The following is a 21,063-nucleotide window of genomic DNA, read 5'->3' as shown; positions in this document are numbered from 1 at the left end:
TCTGCCTCAGTACTCGTCGTGGCGGCGCCACCAGCTGCTCGGGCCGTCGGTGCCGGGGGAGTTTTCCTCCCACGCTTCCTGCCGTCCGAAGGGCGTGACGTCCAGGTATCGCAGGGTCGAGATGAACTGGTCGCCGCCGCGGCCGTCGGTGAAGTACGTGCGGTAGATGTCGTTGCCGTCGCGGAGGAACACGCTGACGCCGAAGCCGCCGTTGACGCCGCAGTCCGCCGGGAAATCCGTGCCCGCGGCGGAAACCCAGGGGATGGTCCAGCCCATCCGGGTCCAGTAGCGCTCGATCTCCGGCGCTGTCGCGGGCGCAACGACCTTGAGCGTCACGTCCCGGGCGTGCAAATGCGCGGGGTGAGCCATGTTGTCCACCAGTAAGGAACAGCCAGGGCATCCGGTTTCGTCGCCGGGGTGCAGCATGAAGTGGTAGACGATCAGCTGGCGGCGGTCGTCGAAGAGGTCCAGCAGGGTTCGCGGGCCGTCCGGGCCGGTGAGCTCGTAGTGCTTCGGGTAGCGGACCATCGGCATCCGGCGGCGTTCGGCGGCGAGGCGGTCGCCCGCTCGGGTGTGTTCTTTTTCCTTGCGCAGCAAGGCTTCTCGGGCGGCGGCCCATTCTTCGGGCGTTACGACGCGGGGGAGTGCGGCGGTCATTTCCTTGCCTCCAGGGTGCGGTCGAGATCTTCGAAACCGGACTGCCAGCCATCGGAATGGCCGTCGCGTTCGGCTTCGTTCGGGAACGGCGCTTGGTGGAACGTCATCGAGGTTTTGCCTGCCAGCTCGGCGAAATCGATGGTTACGAGCGTTTCGCCGACTTCGTCCTCCGGGTGCTGCCAGCGGAACGTGAACACGAGCCGGGACGGAGCCGCGACCTCGCGGTAGACGCCGGACACCCGGCGGTCGATGTTCTGGTCGGCGTTGGTGATCCGGCTGCGCCAGGCGCCGCCCGGGCGGGGGTCCGTGCTCGTCTCGGAAGCGACGAAGCCGTGCGGGCCGAACCAGCTCGCGAAGTGCGCCGGGTCGGTCCAGGCCTGGAAAACCAGTTCCCGCGGCGCGTCGAAGACCCGCACGATGGTCAGCTCGGTCATTCGGTCCCCTCCCGCAGTTGCCGCAGGTGCTCGTCCAGGCGGTCGAAGCCGGACTCCCAGAACCGCCGGTACTCGGCGACCCATCCGGCGACGTCCGCGAGCGGTCCCGCTTCCAGCCGGCAGGGCCGCCACTGCTTGGTGCGGCCCCGGCTGATCAGCCCGGCGTGTTCCAGCACTTTCAGGTGTTTCGACACCGCCTGCAGGCTCACCTCGAACGGTGCGGCCAGCTCGTTGACCGTGGCCTCGCCTTCGGCGAGCCGGGCGAGGATCGCACGCCGGGTCGGGTCGGCCAGCGCGGCGAAGGTGGTGCTCAGCTGATCTGTCGGCATCGGTGCTCAATCACTTGGTTAATTAACTTACAGGTTGAATATAGCCCGGCCGTCAAGCCCTGAGAGCCGGGTCACTTCGGGCTCCGGTTTCCAATAGTAGGAAGTCCTAGTAAATTGAGAGGATGAGCGGCAGCGACCTGTACCGTCCCGCGAACCCGGTCCGGTTCGTCACGGCGTCCAGCTTGTTCGACGGCCACGACGCCTCGATCAACATCATGCGCCGGATCCTGCAGTCCCAGGGCGCGGAAGTCGTCCACCTCGGCCACAACCGTTCGGTCGACGAGGTGGCCACGGCCGCGATCGCCGAGGACGTCCAGGGCGTCGCTATTTCCGCTTACCAGGGCGGGCACGTCGAGTACTTCAGCTACCTCGTGGAGCTGCTGAACGAACGCGGCGCGGGGCACATCAAGGTGTTCGGCGGCGGCGGGGGCGTCATCGTGCGCGAGGAGATCGACCTGCTGCATTCGCGTGGCGTGGCGCGGATCTTCTCGCCGGAAGACGGCTACGAGATGGGCCTGCCGGGCATGATCAACCTGATGATCAAGGCCTGCGACAGCGATCTGTCCGCGCAGCCGCCCGCCTCGGTCGACAAGCTGCTCTCCGGCGACGTTCAGGCGCTTGCCCGGGTGATTACTCAGCTGCAGCGCGAAAATCTGCCTGAGGAATGGCTGTCGGCGATCACCGAGGCCGCCGGGCAGCGACAGGCGCCGGTCCTGGGCATCACCGGCACCGGTGGTTCGGGCAAGTCCTCGCTGACCGACGAGCTGATCCGCCGCTTCCGCCTCGACCAGGAAGACAAGCTGCGCATCGCGGTGCTCGCGGTGGACCCGTCGCGGCGCAAGGGCGGCGGCGCGCTGCTCGGCGACCGGATCCGGATGAACTGCCTCGACGGGTCGCCGGTGTACTTCCGTTCGCTGGCCACGCGCACCACCAGCGGCGAGATTCCGGCCGGGTTGAGCGAGTCGATCCTGGCCTGCAAGGCGGCCGGATTCGATCTGGTGATCGTGGAGACGCCGGGTATCGGCCAGGGCGACGCGGGCATCGTCGACTACGTGGACGAGTCGCTGTACGTGATGACGCCGGAGTTCGGCGCCGCGTCGCAGCTGGAGAAGATCGACATGCTCGACTTCGCCGACGTGGTCGCGATCAACAAGTTCGAGCGCCGCGGCGCCGAGGACGCACGTCGGGACGTCGCGCGCCAGCTGGTGCGCAACCGCGAGGCGTTCGGCTCCGCGCCGGAGGACATGCCGGTGTACGGCACGAGCGCGGCGAAGTTCAACGACGACGGCGTGACCGCGCTGTACCAGCATCTTCGCGACCTGCTCGCCGACCGCGGGCTGTCGGTGTCGGCCGGTACGCTGCCGGAGGTTTCGGGCAAGGTGTCGACGGACGCCAGCACGATCATCCCGGGCAACCGGGCGCGCTACCTCGCGGAGATTTCCGAGACGGTGCGCGGATATCACGAGCAGACCGAGAAGCAGGTCGCCGCGATCCGCAAGCGCGAGCACCTGGCCGCGGCCAAGGCCGCGCTGTCCGAAGCGGACGCGAGCACCGACGCGCTGGACGGGCTGCTCGCCGCCGCGGAGTCCGATGTGGACGGCGAGTCGGCCAAGCTTCTCGAACGCTTCCGGGCGCTCGCCGAGGATTACCGCCAGGACGAGCTGGTGGTGAAGATCCGGGACAAGGAGCTGCGCACCCAGCTGTGGCGGGAAACCTTGTCCGGCAACCGGATCCCCCGCGTCGCCCTGCCGCGCTACACCGAGTCCGGCGAGCTGCTTTCCTTCCTGCGCCGGGAAAACCTGCCCGGCTACTTCCCCTACACCGCGGGCGTGTTCCCGTTCAAGCGCGAGGGCGAGGACCCGGCGCGGATGTTCGCCGGCGAGGGCGACGCGTTCCGCACCAACCGCAGGTTCAAGCTGCTGTCGGCCGATTCCGAGGCCAAGCGGCTCTCGACGGCGTTCGACTCGGTCACCCTCTACGGTCACGACCCGGACACCCGCCCGGACATCTACGGCAAGGTCGGCACCTCCGGCGTCTCCATCGCGACGCTGGACGACATGAAGGCCCTCTACGACGGGTTCGACCTGACCGCGCCGAACACCTCGGTGTCGATGACGATCAACGGCCCCGCGCCGACGATCCTCGCGTTCTTCCTCAACACCGCGATCGACCAGAAGTTCGCCGCGTTCCGCGAGGAGAACGGGCGCGAGCCGTCCGAAACCGAGGCCGCGCAGCTGCGCGAATGGGCGTTGAAGAACGTCCGCGGCACCGTGCAGGCGGACATCCTCAAGGAAGACCAGGGGCAGAACACCTGCATCTTCTCCACCGAGTTCAGCCTCCGGATGATGGCCGACATCCAGGAATGGTTCATCTCCCACGGCGTGCGCAACTTCTACTCGGTGTCGATCTCCGGCTACCACATCGCCGAGGCCGGGGCGAACCCGATCTCGCAGCTGGCCTTCACGCTCGCCAACGGGTTCACCTACGTGGAGTCGTACCTGGCGCGCGGCATGGACATCGACGATTTCGCGCCCAACCTGTCGTTCTTCTTCTCCAACGGGATGGACGCGGAGTACTCGGTGCTGGGCCGGGTCGCGCGGCGGATCTGGGCCGTGGCGATGCGCGAGCGCTACGGCGCGAACGACCGGTCGCAGAAGCTCAAGTACCACGTGCAGACCTCCGGCCGCTCGCTGCACGCGCAGGAGATGAGCTTCAACGACATCCGCACCACGCTGCAGGCGTTGTGCGCGCTCTACGACAACGCGAACTCCTTGCACACCAACGCGTTCGACGAGGCGATCACGACGCCGAGCGAATCGTCGGTGCGCCGCGCGATGGCCATCCAGATGATCATCAACAAGGAGTGGGGCCTGTCGAAGAACGAGAACCCGCTGCAGGGCTCGTTCGTCATCGACGAGCTGACCGACCTGGTCGAGGAGGCCGTGCTCACCGAGTTCGACCGGATCTCCGAACGCGGCGGCGTGCTCGGCGCGATGGAGACCGGCTACCAGCGCGGCCGGATCCAGGACGAATCGCTGCTGTACGAACGCAAGAAGCACGACGGATCGCTGCCGATCATCGGTGTCAACACCTTCCGCAACCCGAAGGCCGGCGAGGACGACGTCGAGGTGGAGCTGGCCCGCGCGACCGAGGACGAGAAGCAGTCGCAGCTGCGCAGGCTCGCCGATTTCCAGCAGGCGCACCGCGAAGAGGCCCAGCAGGCGCTCAAGGCGCTGCGCGACGCGGCCACCCGCGGCGGCAACCTGTTCGACGTGCTGATGGATGCCGCGCGGGTGTGCTCGCTCGGTCAGATCACTGAGGCGTTCTTCGAGGTCGGCGGCCAGTACCGGCGCAACGTCTGATCACGCCCGCCGGGCGGCCAGCCGCCACACCGGGGCGAGGACCCGGCCCTGCTCGTCGACGTCCAGCGAGTCGAGCGCGGTCGGGTCCGGCGGTGCGCCCTCCGAAACGGCGGCGACCGCGGCGAGGAGGCCTTCGCGGGTCATCGCGGTGGTGTAGACGGCTGGTTCGAGCACTTCGATATTCCAGCCGTTGCCGACCGTTTCGCGCAGATTCTGCTCGGTGATCCGGTACGGGATCGGGAACTCCGCCGGTACCGCGTCGGAGAAGCAGAAAATGTTCAGCCGTGCGCCGGGCTTGGTCGCGCGCACGAGCGCCGCCACATACGCGTGCCGCTGTTCTTCGTCGAGACAGTGGTAGAGCGCGCTGTCGAGCACCGCGTCGAAGCGGCCTTCGTAGCCATCGAGCCGGGTTGCGTCGGCCTGGGCGAAGGTGACGTCCAGACCGCGCTTCGCGGCGGTTTCGCGCGCACGGGCGAGCGCGGTCTGCGCGCCGTCGAGACCGGTCACCCGGTGTCCGCGAGACGCGAGGAACATCGCGTTTTCGCCGAGACCGCACCCGATGTCGAGCACCTCGCCGTGGAATCCGCCGTCCGCCTCGAGCGCGACCACCGCGGGCTGCGGACCCTCGATATCCCACGGAACCTTTTCCCCGATCGGGGTTTTGCCCTGGTACATCTCCTCGAAGTCGACGTCCGTCACGTCCATCCGGAGCCTCCTATTCAACAGGTGATGATTTCACGCTAGCGGATCATCCCGGTGATCTGTCAACAGCCGGCGGGAATACCTGCCCGCTCCCCGGAGTAGAAGGAGGCATGGATTTCGGGATCTCGACGTTCGTGACCGACGAAGGCATCCGGCCCGACGTGCTGGGCGAGGCAGCGGAGGAGCGCGGCTTCGCGTCGCTCTTCCTCGCGGAGCACTCGCACATCCCGGCGAGCCGCGAAACGCCCTACCCCAGCGGAGGCGAGCTGCCGCGGGTCTACTACCGCACGCTCGACCCGTTCGTGGCGCTGACCGCGGCCGCGGTGAACACCTCGAACCTCGTGCTGGGCACCGGGGTCGTGCTGCTGATCCAGCGCGACATCATCCACACCGCGAAGGAGGTGGCGTCGCTCGACCTGGTGTCGCGCGGACGGGTCGCCTTCGGCGTGGGAGCCGGATGGAACCGCGAGGAAATGGTCAACCACGGCACCGACCCGAAGACCCGGGGCGCGCTGCTGAACGAGCAGATCGCCGCGCTGAAGGCGATCTGGGGCCAGGAGCAGGCGGAGTTCCACGGCAAGCACATCGACTTCGACCCGATCTTCGCGTGGCCGAAGCCGGTGCAGACGCCGCATCCGCCGATCCTGGTCGGCGGCGCGAGCGACGCGGCGCTCAAGCGGCTGATCAAGTATGGCGACGGCTGGATCCCGAACCCGGCGGTGACGCCGGACGAGGTGCGCCGCGTGCGTCAGCAGCTGGCTGACGCCGGCCGCGGGAACATGCCGTCGACGTTGTTCGGCGGGCCGGCCGACGCGGACGCGATCAAGCAGTACGCCGAGGCCGGGCTGGACCGGTACGGGTTCATGCTGCCGACCCTGCCGGAGGCGGAAACGCTGGCGCTGCTGGACGAATACGCCCGCCTCGCCGCCGCGCACCGGGCCGAATAGCGTTCCGTGCGGGGAACCCCGAGGGGATCGGGGTTCCCCGCACGGACTTTTCAGCGGGGGAGGCCGAGCACGCGTTCCGCGGCGGCGGAGAGCAGGACTTGCGTGGTGCCGCCCGCGATCGACAGGCAGCGGGTCAGCAAAAATTCTTGTGCCGCCGGGGTTTCCGCCACCAGCTCCGGGGCGAGATCAAGCGCGAACTCGGCCGTTTCCTGCCGATGCCGCACCCCGAGCAGCTTCGCCACTGACGATTCGGCACCTGGACCCAGGCCGTCCAGCCGCCGCAGGGTCGCCCGCAGGTCGAGCACCGAACACGCGCTGCCTTGCCCGATCAACGCGCCGAGCCGGTCGCGATCCACGTTCTCGGGCGCGGATTCCAGCAGTGCCTCCACGTTCTCGCCCACCGCCGAACCGCGGCCCAGCGCGACGCGTTCGTTCGCCAACGTCGTGCGCGCCAGCTTCCAGCCGGCGCCGGGCTCGCCGACGACATCGGCGTCCGGTACGAAGACGTCGTCCAGGAAAACCTCGTTGAACACGCTCCGCCCGGTGATCTCGCGCAGCGGTCGGGTAGTGATCCCCTCGGCGCGCATGTCGACCAGGAAGTACGTGATTCCCTTGTGCTTCGGCACCTCCGGGTCGGTCCGAGCGAGACAGATCGCCCAATCCGCCTCGTGGGCGAGCGACGTCCACACCTTTTGCCCGGTCAGCAGCCAGCCGCCGTCCGTCCTGCGGGCCACGGTGCGCAGCGAGGCGAGGTCGGAGCCAGCGCCGGGCTCGCTGAACAGCTGACACCACGTCAGTTCGCCGCGCAGTGTCGGCTTGGCGAAGCGGGCCCGCTGATCGTCGGTGCCGTGCGCGAGAATCGTCGGCACCGCCCAGCCGCCGATCACCAGGTCCGGCCGCCGGATATCCGCTGCCGTCAACGCGGCGTCGATCCGCAGTTGTGCCGCCGCGTCCGCACCCAGCCCGTACGGCCTTGGCCAGTGCGGGGCGAGCAACCCCGAGTCCGCGAGCGCGGTGCGGCGGTTTTCTTCCGGCAGCGCAGCGATCTCCGCGACCAGCCGGGTCACCTCGGCGTCCTCGCCGACGTTCACCCCGAGCGTCCGCCGCTTCCCAGCCATAGCCAGGTCCGCGGCCCGCTTCCGCCACCGCTGCGAACCGCCGAGCCACTGCCGCAGTGCCAACGCGCGCCGCAGGTACAGGTGCGCCTCGTGCTCCCAGGTGAACCCGATCCCGCCGAGCACCTGGATGCAGTCCTTCGCGTTCTCGACCGCAGCGTCCAACGCCACCGCCGCAGCACTCGCGACAGCCAGCGGTTCACCGACCGACGAAGCCGCGTCCCACGCCAGCGCTTCGGCTGCTTCGGCGCGGCACAGCATCTCCGCGCAGAGGTGTTTCACCGCTTGGAAAGCGCCGATCACCTGTCCGAATTGCTCTCGGACCTTGGCGTACTCGACGGCTGTCGTCAGGCACCAACGCGCCACGCCCGCCGCCTCCGCGACCGCGAGTGTCGCCGCGAGGTCGTGGACGTCCGGCAGGTTCAGCACCTCGCCGGTCGCGTCGGCGCTGATGCGCCCTAGCGATCGGGAAAAGTCGAAGGGAGCCAACGGTTCCATCGCCGCACCAGGCGGAACCAAGACGTATTGCTCGCCGCGCGGCACAAGCAACCACGACTCGGCGTCCGCCCCAGGTACGGTCGCCGATTCTTCCAACTGCACCGCGACCTGAGCGTTGCCGTCGGCGATCTGCGCGGCGAGTTCCTTCGAATGCTCCGCAAGCACCAACCCGGCCAGCGCAGTGCTCAGCAACGGCCCCGGCACGAGAGCTTCCGCCGCCGCGGCGAGCCCGGCCGCGAGATCCGCGACAGTCCCGTCCGCCCCGTTCACCGACGCCGGCAACGCGATGCCGGTGAGGCCGAGTGCCGCGAATCCGTCCGGCAGCTTGGCCCCGGCGGTTTCGGCCGCACGCACCGCGGCGACCGGATCGTGCGCCGCCGCCCAATCCCGCACAGCGGCGGCGAGCGCGGTTTGTTCCTCGGTGAGCGCGACCGGCATCGGTCTCCTCCTCGCGGGTTCAGAGCTACTGGCGAGTGTAGAACGTGTTACAGTTTTTCCGCCAGGCGGTCGCGAGTTGAACCTTTCTCCAGGGCAGGTACGCTTAGCCGGAAACTGGAACGAGTTCCGCAAGCCTGCTTGCGTGCCGACAGAGGGGAAGGGCGATGCCGGGGAAGGCGAAGACGCCGGCGAAAGCGCGGGCGAACGGCCTCGGCGCGATGGGCGAAGAACTGGGCTCGGCAGCCCAGCGGGACCGCCGCCGCCGCATCATCGACGCGACGCTCGCACTGGCCTCCAAAGGCGGCTACGACGCGGTGCAGATGCGCGCAGTGGCCGAAAAGGCCGACGTCGCGCTGGGCACGCTGTACCGGTACTTCCCGTCGAAGATTCACCTGCTCGTGTCGGGCCTGGCCCAGCAGTTCGAGGCCGCGCACGAAAAGATCCAGCGCAGCGCGATTCCCGGCGAAACCCCCGCCGAACGCCTGATGTTCGTCCTGGGCCGCAACACCCGCCTGATGCAGCGCGACCCGCACCTCACCGAGGCGATGGTGCGCGCGTTCATGTTCGCCGACACCTCCGCCGCCGCCGAAGTGGAACTGGTCGGCCGCCTGATGGAAGACATGTTCGCCAGCGCCATGGGCATCGACGACCCGACGGAAGCCGACCGCGACATCTTCCACGTGGTCGCCGACGTCTGGATGGCGAACCTGGTCGCCTGGGTGACCCGCCGCGCCTCCGCCGCGGACGTGGCCACCCGCCTGGAGCTCTCCGTGCACCTGCTTCTGGACAAGTAGCCGTCCGGGAGGGGAACCCCGACGGAATCTGATTCCCCCAGGGTTCCCCTCACGGCCCGTCCGGCTCCCGCGCCGGCGGAATTGTCGGACCGGCGCGTTACCGTGCGCGGGTGGAGTTCGACCAGACCACCCAGGCCACCTACCTCCCCTCGGATCCCCCGCGAGAGGGAGTCCTGGCGCTGTGGGGCGACGAAATCGAGGGAGACACCCCGATCCAGCTCGTCCTGCCCGGCGGCGGGAAATTCGCCCGCACCGAGGTCATGGCCCGGCTCGTCCCCCTGGCGAACGCCATCCCGCGGCTGCTCGTCGTGCCGGACGAAACGAGCCCCGCCGTGGCGGCCTGGTCGGCGGTCGTCAACGCCGGAGTCAACCTCGTGGCGCGCGGACGGCTGCGTCCCGCCGCCACCCCCAGCGGCCTCGGCACGTGGCGAGTAGGCCCCCTGGACGCCTCCGACGAAGAACTCCTGCGCGGGCTGGCGGCGGCGTTGCCGCCCGAAGCCCACGCCCTCCCGCTGTCCGGCGTCAAGCGAATTCGCCTGCACTCCCCGGAATCCCTGGTCCGCGCAGTATGGGACGCAGCCGCCGACGTGCTCGTGCGCAGTCCGGCGGCGGCGGTCGGATCCGGCGGAGCGGCCTTCGCGGAATCGCCGCCCACGCTGCTGGACCCGGACGGCGTGGCCTGGCTCGCCGAACTGGAAACCCGCCGCCCGGACGGCGCCCAGCTCTTGCTCCGCATCGAAGCCACCGACGAGGAATTCTCCGGAGTCCTGGCCGTCCGCTCCACGCTCGAACCCAGCCTGATCGTCGAAGCGGCCACCCTCTGGGACGCCCCGGAAGCCGTCCTCCACCGGCTAGGCGACCAGGTGGAAACCCAGCTGCTTCTGGGCCTGCGCCGAGGCGCGCGAGCCTGGCCGCCCCTGTCCCGGATCCTCTCCGAACCAGCCCCGGCCACCCTTCCGCTGTCCGACGACGAAATAGTCGACCTGCTCGGCGCCGGCGCCCGCGACCTTGGCGGCGCGGGCATCGAAGTCCTCTGGCCCAAGGACCTGTTCTCCGGCGAGATCCGCGCGAAGGCAAGCGTCACCCAAGCCCCGGCGAGCGAATCCGGCCCCGCCTTCCCGCTCAACGGCCTGCTGGAGTTCCGCTGGCGGCTCAGCCTCGGCGGCAGCGAACTCACCGACGAGGAAGTCGCCGCGCTCGCCGAAGCCAAACGCCCGCTGGTCCGGCTCCGCGGCCAGTGGGTGAAACTCGACCCCGCCCTGCTGGCCCGCATGCGGGCCCGGCGTTCGCGGCTGACCGGAGCCGAAGCCTTGGCCGCCGCGCTGACCGGCGAACTGGAGATCGACGGCGAGCGAGTCGAGTTCGCCCCGCAGCCGGCTCTGTCCGGTCTCGCCGAACGCTTGCGCGAACGGGACCCCGCGCCCGTCGCGGAACCGCCTGGCCTCACCGCCGCCCTGCGCCCGTACCAACGAGCCGGACTGGGCTGGCTCGTCGCCATGACCGAACTCGGCCTCGGCGCCTGTCTCGCCGACGATATGGGACTGGGCAAGACAATCCAGCTCATCGCCCTGCACCTGCACCGGCGCGCCCAAGCCGCGGGGCCGACCCTCGTGCTGTGCCCGACGTCGCTGCTGGGCAACTGGGAACGCGAATTCGGCAAGTTCGCGCCGGACGTGCCGGTGCGCCGCTTCCACGGCGGCGGACGGCACCTGGACGACCTGGCCCCGGACGAGGTCGTGCTCGCCACGTACGGCGTGCTGCGCCGCGACCGGGAGCTGCTGTCCGAAGTGGACTGGGGCATGGTCGCCGCGGACGAGGCGCAACACGTCAAGAACCCGTTGTCCGCCACCGCGAAAGAACTGCGGCAAGTGCCCGCGGCGGCCCGCGTGGCGCTCACCGGCACGCCGGTGGAGAACCGGCTCACCGAACTGTGGTCGCTGCTCGACTGGACCACGCCGGGGCTGCTCGGCCCGCTGGAGAAGTTCCGCCGCACGGTGGCGCGCCCGATCGAGCGGGACCGGGACGAGACCGTCACCGGAAGGCTCGCCGCGACGGTCCGGCCGTTCCTGTTGCGCCGCCGCAAAACCGACCCGGACATCGCGCCGGAACTGCCGCGGAAAACCGAGACCGACCGGTACGTCCCGCTCACCGCCGAGCAGACCACGTTGTACGAGGCGGTAGTGCGGGAAAACCTCGCGCAAATCCGGGAAGCGCAGGGCGTGCAGCGGCGCGGCCAGGTGCTCAAGCTGCTCACCGAACTCAAGCAGATCTGCAATCACCCGGCGCACTACCTCAAGGAAAGCACCGGCGCGTTGAGCGGACGCTCGGGCAAACTCGCCGCGTTCGAGGAACTGCTGGACGTCATCCTCGACGAGGGCGAGAGCGTGCTGGTGTTCAGCCAGTATGTGCGGCTGTGCCGGTTGCTGGAGCGGCGGCTCGCCGAGCGCGGGCTGCCCACCGCGCTGCTGTCCGGCGAAGTCGGGCCGAAGCAGCGCGACGAGATGGTGGCCGCGTTCCAGTCCGGCGAGGTGCCGGTGTTCCTGTTGTCGCTCAAGGCAGGCGGCGTCGGGCTCAACCTCACCCAGGCCACGCACGTGATCCACTACGACCGCTGGTGGAACCCGGCGGTGGAGGACCAGGCCACCGACCGCGCCTACCGGATCGGGCAGGACCGGCCGGTCCAGGTGCACCGGCTGATCGCGGAGGGCACGCTGGAGGAACGCGTCGCCGCGGTGCTGGAAACGAAGCGCGGGCTGGCCGACGCGGTCGTCGGCGCGGGGGAGGACTGGATCACCGAACTGTCCGACGACCAGCTCGCCGACCTCGTCCGGCTCGGGAGCGGCTGATGCCGCCGCGGCGCGTGTTCGGGAACCGGTGGTGGGGCCGGGCGTGGGTGGAAGCGCTGGAGCAGCGCGCCAAACTCGACCCGAACCGGCTGCCGCGCGGGCGGACGTACGCGCGCAAGGGCGTCGTGGACGAGCTGGCGATCAGCCCAGGCGAGATCGCCGCGTGGGTGCGGGGAAGCCGCCCGGACCCGTACCGCGTCAGGATCCGGATGCGGGAGTTCAGCGCGGAGGAATGGGACAAGCTGCTCGACGTCGCGGGCCGCCGGCTCGGACACGCCGCCGCGTTGCTCGACGGAGAGCTGCCGGAAGAACTGGCCGTCCAGTCCCGCGAGGCCGGGGCCGATCTGCTGCCCGGGCCCGGCGACCTGCGGCCGCGCTGTTCGTGCCCGGACAGCGCGAATCCGTGCAAACACGTGGCGGCGGTGTACTACCTGGTCGCCGACGAGGTGGACGCCGATCCGTTCGTGCTGTTCACCCTGCGCGGCCGGGGCCGGGACGAGGTTTTGGCTCAGCTGCGCGAATTGCGGACCCCCAGCGCCGCTCGGACGGTCCGCGCACCGGAGATCGGCCTGACGCCGAAGAAGGCGTACTCGCGCCGGATCGCCCCGCTGCCGCCGAGGCCCGCGATCCCCGGCGAACCCGGACCGCCCGCCGTGCTCGACCTAGACCCGCCAGCCCGTACTGGCCTGACCTCCGCCGCGCTTGCCGCGCTGGCGGCGGACGCCGCGTCGCTCGCGCTCGATCTCTTGCGTACCCGGGAGGCCTTGGCGGACTTGACTTTTGCCGAGGACTTGGCCCGTCGTGCCGCCCGGCCGGGGGCGGACGTGTTCGGGCTGGCCGCTGCCGCCGAGGTCGCGCCGTCGGAGCTGATCGTGGCGGCGCAGGCGTGGCGGGAAGCGGGACGGAGCGGGCTGGCGGCGTTGCGGGACGTGTGGAGTCCCGGCCCCGGGCCGATGGCGGCGGCGCGCGCGGAACTGGCGGAGCTGGCGGGGGAGGTGAAGGCATGGCGCAACCGCGTCACGGCCGGGCCGGTGCAGCTCCGGTACGGACAGGACAGCCGGTGGTACCGGTTCGTGCGGGTCGCGGGGCAATGGTGGCCGGACGGGCCGCCGGCCGAGCAGCCGGTCGATCTCGCCTATCCGGCGGAGAGCTGAGTCACGTGCGCGGAGTGAAACGAGACGGACCGTCTCGTTTCGTGCTAGCTTGTGCGGCATGACGAGAACATGGGTGATCACCGGAGCGAGCCGAGGACTGGGCCGGGCGTTGGTGCTGGCCGCGGCGGAAGCGGGCGACCGGGTGCTGGCGACCGTCCGGGCGCCGGGCAGCGCGCCGGAGCACCGGAACGTCGTGGAGCACGTGCTCGACGTGCGCGACCGGGCCGCGGCGCGGGAGACCGTGCAGCGGGCAGTGGCCGAGTTCGGGCGGCTGGACGTCGTGGTGAACAACGCCGGGTACGGGCTGGTCGGCATGGCTGAGGAAGCGAGCGAGGAGGAAGCGAGGGACATCCTGGAGACGAACCTGCTGGGCGCGCTGTGGCTGACCCAGGCGGCGCTGCCGGTGCTGCGCGAACAGCGGTCCGGGCACGTCGTGCAGATTTCGTCGGTCGGCGGCGCCGGTTCGGTGCCGGGATTCGGGCTCTACAGCGCGAGCAAATGGGGGCTGGAGGGAATGAGCGAGGCGATCGCGCAGGAGGTCGCGGAGTTCGGCGTGCGGGTGAGCATCGTCGAACCGGGCGGGATGGACACCGAATGGGCCACCGGCAGCATGCGGTTCGCCGCCCCGGACCCGGCGTACGACGGGCTGCGCGAGCGGATGTTCGGCACGGCGACCGTGCCGTGGGCCGCGACTGGCACCGGCGGCGGCACTCCGCCCGCGGACATCGCCGCCGAAATCCTGCGGCACGTGAACGATCCTGCCGACCAGCGGCTGCGCGTCCTGGCGGGTGCTGACGCCCCCGCGATGGTCGCGACCGCGCTGTCGGGCAGGCTGACGGATTACCGTCAGGACAAGCGTTTCTCGGACGCGGAGATCTGACGTGGCGCGCGCCAGCACCCGAGCCCGCGTGCACGCCGCGGTGCTCTCCCTCGCCGCCGAGTCCGGTTTCGCCGGTCTGACGATGGAGGGCATCGCGGCCCGCGCGGGCGCCGGGAAGCAAACGCTGTACCGCACGTGGTCCTCGCCCGCCGCGGTCCTGCTCGACGCGCTGCTGGAGCAAAGCCTGGACGCTTCCGGCGAAGTCGCCATCCCGGACACCGGCGATCTGCGCGCGGACTTGGAAATCTTGGTCCGGGGCATGATCGCCGAGCTGACCGATCCAGCCTCAGACCGCTTGCTCCGCGCCGTGACGGCCGAACTGCAAACGGACCCGGCCATTGGCGCCGAAGTCCTGGACCGCCTGCTGGGCCCGCAACTGCGCGCGATCGCCGGCCGCCTGGCCCGCGCCGGGGTCGAAAGCCCGGAGGACGGCGCGGAACTGTTGCTGGGCCCGGTTTTTCACCGCTGGCTGCTGCGCACCCGGCCGTTCGCGGAGGACTGGTCCGCAGCCCACGTGGAACGGGTGCTGCGCGCGGTGTCGTCCGGCCGCTAGCTTTGCGGGCGTGGCGAAAGAGACCGCGTACCGCGGGGCGCTCGACCGGCTGACGAGGTTCCGGCCTCCCGCACAACCCGATGACGAGGCAGGCTTCGAGGCCTGGGCGGCGCTTGTCGAGGCTGAGTCGGCGTTCGCGGGGACGCTGACCACCGCGGTGAACCACGGCAAGTTCGATGCGGCGGGGTTGGCGCAAGTCATACGATCTCTCGAGCAGATTCACCCGCCGCCGGGCTGCTTGGCGAAGTGGCGGGAAATGCTTCGCGGCGAGATGGCCGCGGTGGAGTCCGGCTCCGGCAGATGGACGCGGGAACGCCCGGTCCTGCTCGGCCTCGGCCGAGCCTGGAGAGCCGACCTCGAAGGCCGCGGCCTGGTGCGAACCGCCGCCGTGGAGCTGGATCCGGAGTCAGCTTCGGACGGCAGCTGGAACTGGTTCCTCTCCTTCGACCTCGACGGCGCCGAGTTCGAAGCCCTGGTGGCCCACGACCTCTCCGTCGCCGCCTTCGAAGACGGCACCGGGCTCTTCGACGATCACGTCAAGCTCGAAGACATCCCTGCCTACCTCGAACGCAGGCTGACCCAGCCTCGATCAGCTTCCGGCTGACTCCGTTCCCCGAAGCTCGACGCAGCACCCGCCGTCGCGCGGCGGGACCCGGGCCGTCGACACGCCCGGCACCTGCAGTCCTTCCACGACTCCGTTCAAGAACCGGTCCGTCATCCCGCACACCAGGTCCGGCGCGCGCTTCGCCAGCGGCTTGAAGGGGCAGTTCCGCAGCCGCAGGCACACCGGCGTCTCGCGGTTCGGTTCGAAACCATGCTGGGCCAGGACCGTGCTCGTCAGCGTCAGCCCGCGTTCCGTGCCCAGCCGGCCCGGCCGGGAGCGTTCGCGCTCGGCCGCACCGGCCGCGGAACCGTGCCGTCCGGCTTCGCGCAGGGCAGCGTCGCGGGCCGGTTCGCCGGGAGCCGCCGACGCGACGGCGTCGATCAGGATCGCGGCCAGGACGTCCGGCTGGCGCGGCGGGATGGTGATCGCGAAGTCGGTCGCGGCCGGTTCGTACACCTTCGGGGCCCGGCCCACCTTGCGGACGCCGCCGACGGTCTCGTAGCGGGCGCGCAGGAGCCCGGCCGTCACGAGTTTGTCCAGGTGGAAGGCGGCCAGCTTGCGCGAGATGCCGACCGCCGCGGCCGCCTCCTCGCGCGTCACCGGGCGGCCGGCGTCGCGGATGAAGGCGTACATCCCCCGGCGCAGGTCCTCGTCCAGCGCCGCTACCGCGCGGATGGTCGCCAGGTCACTCGTCACACACCCACGATAACGCCCAGCGAGCTTCCCCGAACCTGCCACCTGGCTTGTTCACCTGGTCACATTGACTCCGCCGGGCAATAAGACAAAGATTTATCGGCGAAACCCTGTCCCGCCGCCCGCCGAAGCCCGAGGATCGCCCATGCAGTCGTCCGGAACCGCCCTCCGCGTCGTCCACGAGCCCGTCCCCGGTTTCGACCTGGCCGCGGCCGAGAGCGCGGCGGGGGATTTCCTGCGCGCGCTCGGCATCAGCCTCGACTCGGAGAGCCTGCGCGGCACCCCCGGCCGGATGGCCCGCGCGTACGCCGAGTTGTTCACGCCCCGCTCGTTCGACCTCACCACGTTCCCGAACGACGAGGGCTACGACGAACTGGTGCTGGCCCGCGACATCCCGGTCCGGTCGGTCTGCGAGCACCACCTGCTGCCGTTCACCGGCGTCGCGCACGTCGGGTACCTGCCGGGCGAGCGGATCCTCGGGCTGTCGAAGCTGGCGCGGGTCGTCGAGCACTTCGCGTGCCGTCCGCAGGTGCAGGAGCGGCTGACGAAGCAGGTCGCGGGCTGGCTCGATGACCAGTTGTCGCCGAAGGGCGTCGGCGTGGTGATCGAGGCCGAGCACACCTGCATGACGCTGCGGGGCGTGCAGGCGACCGGTTCGTCCACGGTGACGTCCACCCTGATCGGGACGCTTCGCGAGGACGCCCGGTCGCGTCAGGAGTTCTTCGCGTTGACCGGCGTCAACGCCTGAGTACGGGCCCAGTCGAGCCGGACCCAGTCAAGGAAGTGCTCGACGCCGCGCACCACGTGGGTGCTGCGGATGGACGGGAACACGTCGAACGCGTGCTGTGCCCCGGCGAGTTCCGCGTACGCGACCGGATGAGCCGATTTGGCGCGCAGCCGGGCGACGAACTCCCGCGCCTCCGCGACCGGCACGAGCGAATCGTGCTTGCCGTGGATCACGAAGAACGGCGGCGCGTCCTCGGCGATCCGGTCCAGCGGGGACGCCGCGAGGTAGTCGTCCAGCCGGTGCTCCGGCGCGAACACCCGCCGCGCCATCAGGCTTTCCAAGCGGTACCGGCTTTCCGCCTCGCCGGTCGACGCCGCGATGTCGTACACGCCGTAGTGCGGCACGCAGGCCTGCACGCTGGTGTCCGCTTCCTCGAACCCGGGCTGCAGCGCCGGGTCGTTCTGGCTCAGTGCGAGCAGCGCGGCCAGGTGCCCGCCCGCCGAACCGCCGGTGACCGCGACGAAGCGCGGGTCGCCGCCGTATTCGGCGATGTGCTCGCGGATCCAGGCGAGCGCTTGTTTGGCCGCCACAATGTGCGCGGGCCAGCGCGACGCGGGGGAGAGCGGGTAGTTGATCGCCACGCAGACCCAGCCGCGGCGGGCGAGGTGGCGCATCAGCGGCAGGCCCTGCTGTTCCTTGTTGCCGATCGTCCACGCTCCACCGTGGATCTGCAGCAGCACCGGCGCGTCGCGGACCGTCTCGCGCGGACGGTAGACGTCCAGCAGGAACCGTTTGCCGCCAGGGGCGTAGGCGACATCGCGGTCGCGCACGACGTCCGGCTCGTGCATCCGGAACGGCATCATCAGCCGTCGCCACGGCGTGGAGAAGTCCGAAGGGTTCTCGAGCCGGTCTTTGTAGTCCTCGCCGAGCGCTTCGACGAGCGCGGCCTCGACCTCGAGGCGCGCCTTCACCGAGGTTCCGATGAGCGAAGCGAAACCGGCCGCGGACAGCCCGGCCAGGGCCAGCCCGACCCGGTCGCCGGGGCGGCGCACACCGTGGCGCGCGACGTGCTGCGCGGTGTCGGCCGCGGTGAGCGCGAGCAGGTGCGGCGCGAGCTCGCCGGTGAGCCAGCCGGCGAAGAACACCGGGATCGAGGTCGGCCGCGGTTTCGGCGGCCGCAGGGCGAGCGCGGCGAGGCCGAGCTGTGCCGCCCGGCGGGTCACGAAGTCCGGTTTCACCTTCCCGATGCTACCTCCGCCGAGCGCCCCGGCCAGGGTTCTGCCTTACGCTGGCAGACATGCAGCGACTGAGCGGGCTGGACGCGAGCTTCCTCTACCTGGAGACGCCCTCGCAGGTCCTGCACGTCTGCGGCCTGCTCACCCTCGACGGTTCGACCATGCCCGGCGGGTACACCTTCGCCGAGTTCAAGCGCCGCCTCGCCGAGCGGGTCGCGGTGATCCCGGCGTTCCGCCGCAAACTCCACAATCCGCTCTGGAACCTCAACCATCCGGTGTGGGTGGAGGACGAGGATTTCGACCTCGACAACCACGTGCACCGGATTGGCCTTCCCGCACCGGGCGACGACCGCGAACTCGCCGAGCTGTGCGCGCACATCGCCGGGCAGCGGCTCGACCGCTCGCATCCGCTGTGGCAGTTCTATGTGATTGAAGGCCTGTCGGACGGACGGCTGGCGGTGCTGCTGAAAATGCACCACGCGAGCGTCGACGGCGTCGGCGGGGCCAGCCTGATCGGCTACCTCGCCGGGCTGGAACCCGACGCGCCACTGCCGGAGCTGCCTGCCGGCGAACAGCACAACGACGGTCTGCCCACCCGGTTGCGGCTGCTGCGCGAGAGCGCCGATTCGCTGCTGCACCGGCCGTTCGAGGTCGCCCGGCTGCTGCCGGAGCTGCTTGAGCTGGTGCCGCGATGGCTCGGCAAAGCGTTGCGCGGCAAGGGAATGCCGGTGCCGTTCACCGCACCGCGGACCTCGCTGAACGGCACCATCACCGGGCACCGTTCAGTCGCGTTCGCGCAGCTGGACCTCGCCGCGGTGAAGCAGGTGAAGGACGCTTTCGGCGTCACCGTGAACGACGTGGTGCTGGCACTGGTCTCCGGCGCGCTGCGGCAATTCCTGCTCGGTCGCGGCGAGCTGCCGGGCGATCCGCTGGTGGCGACGGTTCCGGTGTCGGTGCACGAACGCACGGAACGCGATCGCGGCAGCAACCGGGTGTCCGCCTTTTTCGCTTCGCTGCCCACGCATCTGCCCGATCCGGCGGCGCGGGTGTTCTTCCTGGCCGAGGCGAACCGGCGGGCGAAGGACCACCATTACGACATCGACGCCGACATGCTCGCCGACTGGGCCCAGTTCTCCCCGGCGACGGTGTTCGGGCTCGGCGTGCGCGCGTATTCGGCGCTGCGGCTGGCCGAACGGCATCCGGTGGTGCACAACCTGATCATCTCCAACGTCCCCGGCCCGCCGATGCCGTTGTACCTGCTGGGCGCGCGGATCACCGGGCTGTACCCGCTGGGGCCGGTGTTCCACGGGGCGGGGCTCAACATCACGGTGCTGTCGAACGACGGCAAGGTCGGGGTCGGGCTGCTGGGGGCCAAGGAATTGGTGAAGGATCTGTGGCCGCTGGCGGACGCGCTGCCGGAGGCGCTGGACGAGTTGAGCAAGGCCGCGCCGGTTTAACGACGGCGTTTCTTCGCCGTGTGCGGGATGTCGGCGAATTTCAGCGTCGCACGAAGGCCGCGCACCGCCCGGTCCAGCCGTAGCAGGGCGACTTGCGAGAGCGTGAACAGCTCGTCCACGTTCCACGCCCGTCCGGCGGCGGCGAGCACGACCGTGTCCGGCGCGCCGCCCAGCATCCGACCTGGGTCTATTGTGGACACTTTGTCGGCCAGCTGTGCCAACGCCTCCGGTTCGTCGTGCAGGGCCTCGGCGGACACGAGCGCCTGGGTGTAAAGGTGGCTGGCCGCGGTGGCGCGGCCGAGCCATTTGACGTGGATCAGCTCGTCGCCGGGTCCCAGCAGATCGCACAGCTCGAACCGGGGATGCAGGGGAGTGCTCGCGAAATCCTTGTCCAGGCACAAATATCCCGGCTCCAGGGCGGCGACCCGCTGACAGTAGCGATGCTCGTCATCGGGCTGGCCGCTCGGTTTCCAGGTTACCTCCGGCCAGATATGCTTGCGCGCCAGCAGGTCTCGCACCTGATCGCGCATCTGCGACACGTAAGTCTCGCCGATCCGGTACCACCGGGACTGATGAAAGACGTACCGCGTGTGGTCGACAGTCGTCTCGAACACCAGCCACCGGGCGGCGGGCAGCGGGGCTCCGGAGGGTTCCGCGCCCGCCTCGTCGGCGCAGGTCGTGATGCGGCCCGCGCGCAGGGCTTTCAGCCGTCGTTCCACGGGAATTCCGCTGAGGCGCGTGGTCAGGTGTTCGAGTTCCAGGCGGCCAGGCACGGGGATCGGGCCGCCGGGGCCGAGGCCGGTGACGCGGAACGAACCGGCGTTCTCCGCGTCGTGCGCGGCGCTGGACGGCCAGGCCAGGCCGAGCGCGTCGCTGCCGCCGAGCGCTTCGGCGAGCTGCCGTTCCAATTCGGGTACCAGCGGATGGTGCCGGTCCATCGGGCGGGTCTGGGCGATGAACCGCAGTGCGGAATCCGCGTCCGGCTCGTCGACCACCGCGCCGACGGCGTCGAGATCGGCCAGGAACGCTTCGGGATCCTTCGCCAGCGGTGCCCACAGCGAGGTGCCGACGCGGATGCGGTAGCGCTTGCCGGTCACCCGGCCGTAGGTGAGGTCGGTGAGATCCGCCGAACCGGCGAGCCGGTGCACGAGGTCGCCGTAGGGTTCGAGCCGGAACGCGGACAGTTCGCCGCCGCCGGGGATCGAGATCTGCGTGGCCCGCGCGGAAACGTCCAGCGCGGCGCTCGCGACCAGGCCGAGGTCGAACGGGTCGAGGCGGCGGATCCCGAAGCGCAGCCCGAAACCCTGCTCGACGTGTTCGTCGTTGAGCACGAGATGCCCCGCGCCCCAGGTGACCGCGTAGGTCCACGGCGGGCGCGGCACGAGCAGCACGGCGAACGGCAGCGTCGAGGGCAGGTCGAGCGGGCCGCCGCCGAGCGCTTCGGCGTGCTGCAGCCACTGCGGGGCCTCGGTGCGGAACGCGCCCGCGACGATCCGGGCGCGGGCTCCGGGCAGGTCGACCGGGCGGTCGGCGCTGATCTGCTCGGGGGAAAGCGGGGTCAGCAGGTCGGATTCCGCCGCGGAGCCGTCGAGACGGAAGAGGGACGCCGGGCGGCTGGGGGCAGGCATGACCACCACC

18 protein-coding genes are annotated in these 21,063 nt (G+C 70.2%); 10 read left to right on the top strand and 8 right to left on the bottom strand.

Going from position 1 to position 21,063, the window contains the following annotated elements:
* Window positions 1-6 precede the first annotated feature (6 nt).
* The 3 genes from ACZ63D_RS07485 to ACZ63D_RS07475 are packed head-to-tail and all read right to left on the bottom strand — an operon-like array spanning window position 7 to window position 1,420.
* Window positions 7-657: a DUF899 domain-containing protein gene (locus ACZ63D_RS07485; RefSeq protein WP_465353428.1), complete on the bottom strand. Its 651-nt coding sequence runs from the start codon at window positions 655-657 to the stop codon at window positions 7-9.
* Entirely contained in the window at window positions 654-1,091 is a 438-nt protein-coding gene (locus ACZ63D_RS07480) for an SRPBCC family protein (RefSeq protein WP_465353427.1), read from the bottom strand. Before ACZ63D_RS07480 ends, ACZ63D_RS07485 begins: the two co-directional genes overlap by 4 nt.
* On the bottom strand, window positions 1,088-1,420 hold the full coding sequence (locus ACZ63D_RS07475) for an ArsR/SmtB family transcription factor (RefSeq protein WP_465353426.1): 333 nt from the start codon (window positions 1,418-1,420) through the stop codon (window positions 1,088-1,090). The genes ACZ63D_RS07480 and ACZ63D_RS07475 overlap by 4 nt, the downstream gene beginning before the upstream one ends.
* Before the next feature lie 122 nt (window positions 1,421-1,542).
* On the opposite strand from ACZ63D_RS07475, the gene icmF reads away from it, so the two are divergent.
* Window positions 1,543-4,782, top strand: a complete 3,240-nt coding sequence (gene icmF, locus ACZ63D_RS07470; protein ID WP_465353425.1) for a fused isobutyryl-CoA mutase/GTPase IcmF — start codon at window positions 1,543-1,545, stop codon at window positions 4,780-4,782.
* On the opposite strand, the gene ACZ63D_RS07465 is transcribed toward icmF, so the two are convergent.
* Entirely contained in the window at window positions 4,783-5,487 is a 705-nt protein-coding gene (locus tag ACZ63D_RS07465) for a class I SAM-dependent methyltransferase (protein ID WP_465353424.1), read from the bottom strand.
* A 107-nt stretch (window positions 5,488-5,594) separates the two neighbouring features.
* On the opposite strand from ACZ63D_RS07465, the gene ACZ63D_RS07460 reads away from it, so the two are divergent.
* Window positions 5,595-6,431, top strand: a complete 837-nt coding sequence (locus tag ACZ63D_RS07460; RefSeq protein ID WP_465353423.1) for an LLM class F420-dependent oxidoreductase — start codon at window positions 5,595-5,597, stop codon at window positions 6,429-6,431.
* Between the two features lie 50 nt (window positions 6,432-6,481).
* On the opposite strand, the gene ACZ63D_RS07455 is transcribed toward ACZ63D_RS07460, so the two are convergent.
* Window positions 6,482-8,482, bottom strand: a complete 2,001-nt coding sequence (locus ACZ63D_RS07455; protein WP_465353422.1) for an acyl-CoA dehydrogenase family protein — start codon at window positions 8,480-8,482, stop codon at window positions 6,482-6,484.
* Between the two features lie 164 nt (window positions 8,483-8,646).
* On the opposite strand from ACZ63D_RS07455, the gene kstR reads away from it, so the two are divergent.
* The 6 genes from kstR to ACZ63D_RS07425 all read left to right on the top strand — a co-directional run bounded on the left by kstR (window position 8,647) and on the right by ACZ63D_RS07425 (window position 15,313).
* Window positions 8,647-9,276, top strand: a complete 630-nt coding sequence (kstR, locus tag ACZ63D_RS07450; protein WP_465353421.1) for a cholesterol catabolism transcriptional regulator KstR — start codon at window positions 8,647-8,649, stop codon at window positions 9,274-9,276.
* 110 nt (window positions 9,277-9,386) lie between these two features.
* Window positions 9,387-12,122, top strand: coding sequence for a DEAD/DEAH box helicase (locus ACZ63D_RS07445; RefSeq protein WP_465353420.1), 2,736 nt, complete (start codon window positions 9,387-9,389; stop codon window positions 12,120-12,122).
* The gene (locus ACZ63D_RS07440) at window positions 12,122-13,276 is read left to right on the top strand and encodes an SWIM zinc finger family protein (protein ID WP_465353419.1); all 1,155 of its coding nucleotides are present in this window, start codon (window positions 12,122-12,124) and stop codon (window positions 13,274-13,276) included. Before ACZ63D_RS07445 ends, ACZ63D_RS07440 begins: the two co-directional genes overlap by 1 nt.
* 58 nt (window positions 13,277-13,334) lie before the next feature.
* A complete protein-coding gene (locus ACZ63D_RS07435; protein WP_465353418.1) occupies window positions 13,335-14,156 on the top strand; it encodes an SDR family NAD(P)-dependent oxidoreductase in 822 nt (273 codons plus the stop codon).
* A 1-nt stretch (window position 14,157) separates the two neighbouring features.
* Complete coding sequence (locus ACZ63D_RS07430) at window positions 14,158-14,709, top strand: TetR/AcrR family transcriptional regulator (RefSeq protein ID WP_465353417.1); 552 nt, start codon at window positions 14,158-14,160, stop codon at window positions 14,707-14,709.
* A 10-nt stretch (window positions 14,710-14,719) separates the two neighbouring features.
* Window positions 14,720-15,313 carry a hypothetical protein gene (locus ACZ63D_RS07425; RefSeq protein WP_465353416.1) on the top strand — a complete coding sequence of 198 codons (594 nt, stop codon included), beginning with the start codon at window positions 14,720-14,722 and terminating at the stop codon, window positions 15,311-15,313.
* Here the strand turns inward: ACZ63D_RS07425 and ACZ63D_RS07420 are convergent.
* Entirely contained in the window at window positions 15,299-16,009 is a 711-nt protein-coding gene (locus ACZ63D_RS07420; RefSeq protein ID WP_465353415.1) for a helix-turn-helix transcriptional regulator, read from the bottom strand. The genes ACZ63D_RS07425 and ACZ63D_RS07420 overlap by 15 nt on opposite strands.
* A 142-nt stretch (window positions 16,010-16,151) precedes the next feature.
* On the opposite strand from ACZ63D_RS07420, the gene folE reads away from it, so the two are divergent.
* On the top strand, window positions 16,152-16,754 hold the full coding sequence (gene folE, locus ACZ63D_RS07415; RefSeq protein WP_465353414.1) for a GTP cyclohydrolase I FolE: 603 nt from the start codon (window positions 16,152-16,154) through the stop codon (window positions 16,752-16,754).
* Here folE and ACZ63D_RS07410 read toward each other — a convergent pair.
* Entirely contained in the window at window positions 16,718-17,971 is a 1,254-nt protein-coding gene (locus tag ACZ63D_RS07410; RefSeq protein WP_465353413.1) for an alpha/beta hydrolase fold domain-containing protein, read from the bottom strand. The genes folE and ACZ63D_RS07410 overlap by 37 nt on opposite strands.
* Before the next feature lie 59 nt (window positions 17,972-18,030).
* Between ACZ63D_RS07410 and ACZ63D_RS07405 the strand changes: the two genes are divergently transcribed.
* Window positions 18,031-19,425 carry a WS/DGAT/MGAT family O-acyltransferase gene (locus ACZ63D_RS07405; protein WP_465353412.1) on the top strand — a complete coding sequence of 465 codons (1,395 nt, stop codon included), beginning with the start codon at window positions 18,031-18,033 and terminating at the stop codon, window positions 19,423-19,425.
* Here ACZ63D_RS07405 and ACZ63D_RS07400 read toward each other — a convergent pair.
* Window positions 19,422-21,053 carry a TIGR04141 family sporadically distributed protein gene (locus ACZ63D_RS07400; protein ID WP_465353411.1) on the bottom strand — a complete coding sequence of 544 codons (1,632 nt, stop codon included), beginning with the start codon at window positions 21,051-21,053 and terminating at the stop codon, window positions 19,422-19,424. The genes ACZ63D_RS07405 and ACZ63D_RS07400 overlap by 4 nt on opposite strands.
* Window positions 21,054-21,063 lie beyond the last annotated feature (10 nt).

The sequence above is a fragment of the Amycolatopsis sp. NPDC104775 genome (genome assembly GCF_055583325.1).
Note: the sequence above shows the minus strand (reverse complement) of the source record. Positions and strands in the feature narration are given on the sequence as shown.

Excerpts from the sequence above, each read along its gene's own strand:
- ACZ63D_RS07480 (WP_465353427.1), bottom strand. The coding sequence starts at position 1,091 with ATGACCGAGCTGACCATCGTGCGGGTCTTCGACGCGCCGCGGGAACTG.
- ACZ63D_RS07475 (WP_465353426.1), bottom strand. The coding sequence starts at position 1,420 with ATGCCGACAGATCAGCTGAGCACCACCTTCGCCGCGCTGGCCGACCCG.
- ACZ63D_RS07485 (WP_465353428.1), bottom strand. The coding sequence starts at position 657 with ATGACCGCCGCACTCCCCCGCGTCGTAACGCCCGAAGAATGGGCCGCC.
- ACZ63D_RS07435 (WP_465353418.1), top strand. The coding sequence starts at position 13,335 with ATGACGAGAACATGGGTGATCACCGGAGCGAGCCGAGGACTGGGCCGG.
- ACZ63D_RS07440 (WP_465353419.1), top strand. The coding sequence starts at position 12,122 with ATGCCGCCGCGGCGCGTGTTCGGGAACCGGTGGTGGGGCCGGGCGTGG.
- ACZ63D_RS07400 (WP_465353411.1), bottom strand. The coding sequence starts at position 21,053 with ATGCCTGCCCCCAGCCGCCCGGCGTCCCTCTTCCGTCTCGACGGCTCC.
- folE (WP_465353414.1), top strand. The coding sequence starts at position 16,152 with ATGCAGTCGTCCGGAACCGCCCTCCGCGTCGTCCACGAGCCCGTCCCC.
- icmF (WP_465353425.1), top strand. The coding sequence starts at position 1,543 with ATGAGCGGCAGCGACCTGTACCGTCCCGCGAACCCGGTCCGGTTCGTC.
- ACZ63D_RS07465 (WP_465353424.1), bottom strand. The coding sequence starts at position 5,487 with ATGGACGTGACGGACGTCGACTTCGAGGAGATGTACCAGGGCAAAACC.
- ACZ63D_RS07460 (WP_465353423.1), top strand. The coding sequence starts at position 5,595 with ATGGATTTCGGGATCTCGACGTTCGTGACCGACGAAGGCATCCGGCCC.
- kstR (WP_465353421.1), top strand. The coding sequence starts at position 8,647 with ATGCCGGGGAAGGCGAAGACGCCGGCGAAAGCGCGGGCGAACGGCCTC.
- ACZ63D_RS07405 (WP_465353412.1), top strand. The coding sequence starts at position 18,031 with ATGCAGCGACTGAGCGGGCTGGACGCGAGCTTCCTCTACCTGGAGACG.
- ACZ63D_RS07455 (WP_465353422.1), bottom strand. The coding sequence starts at position 8,482 with ATGCCGGTCGCGCTCACCGAGGAACAAACCGCGCTCGCCGCCGCTGTG.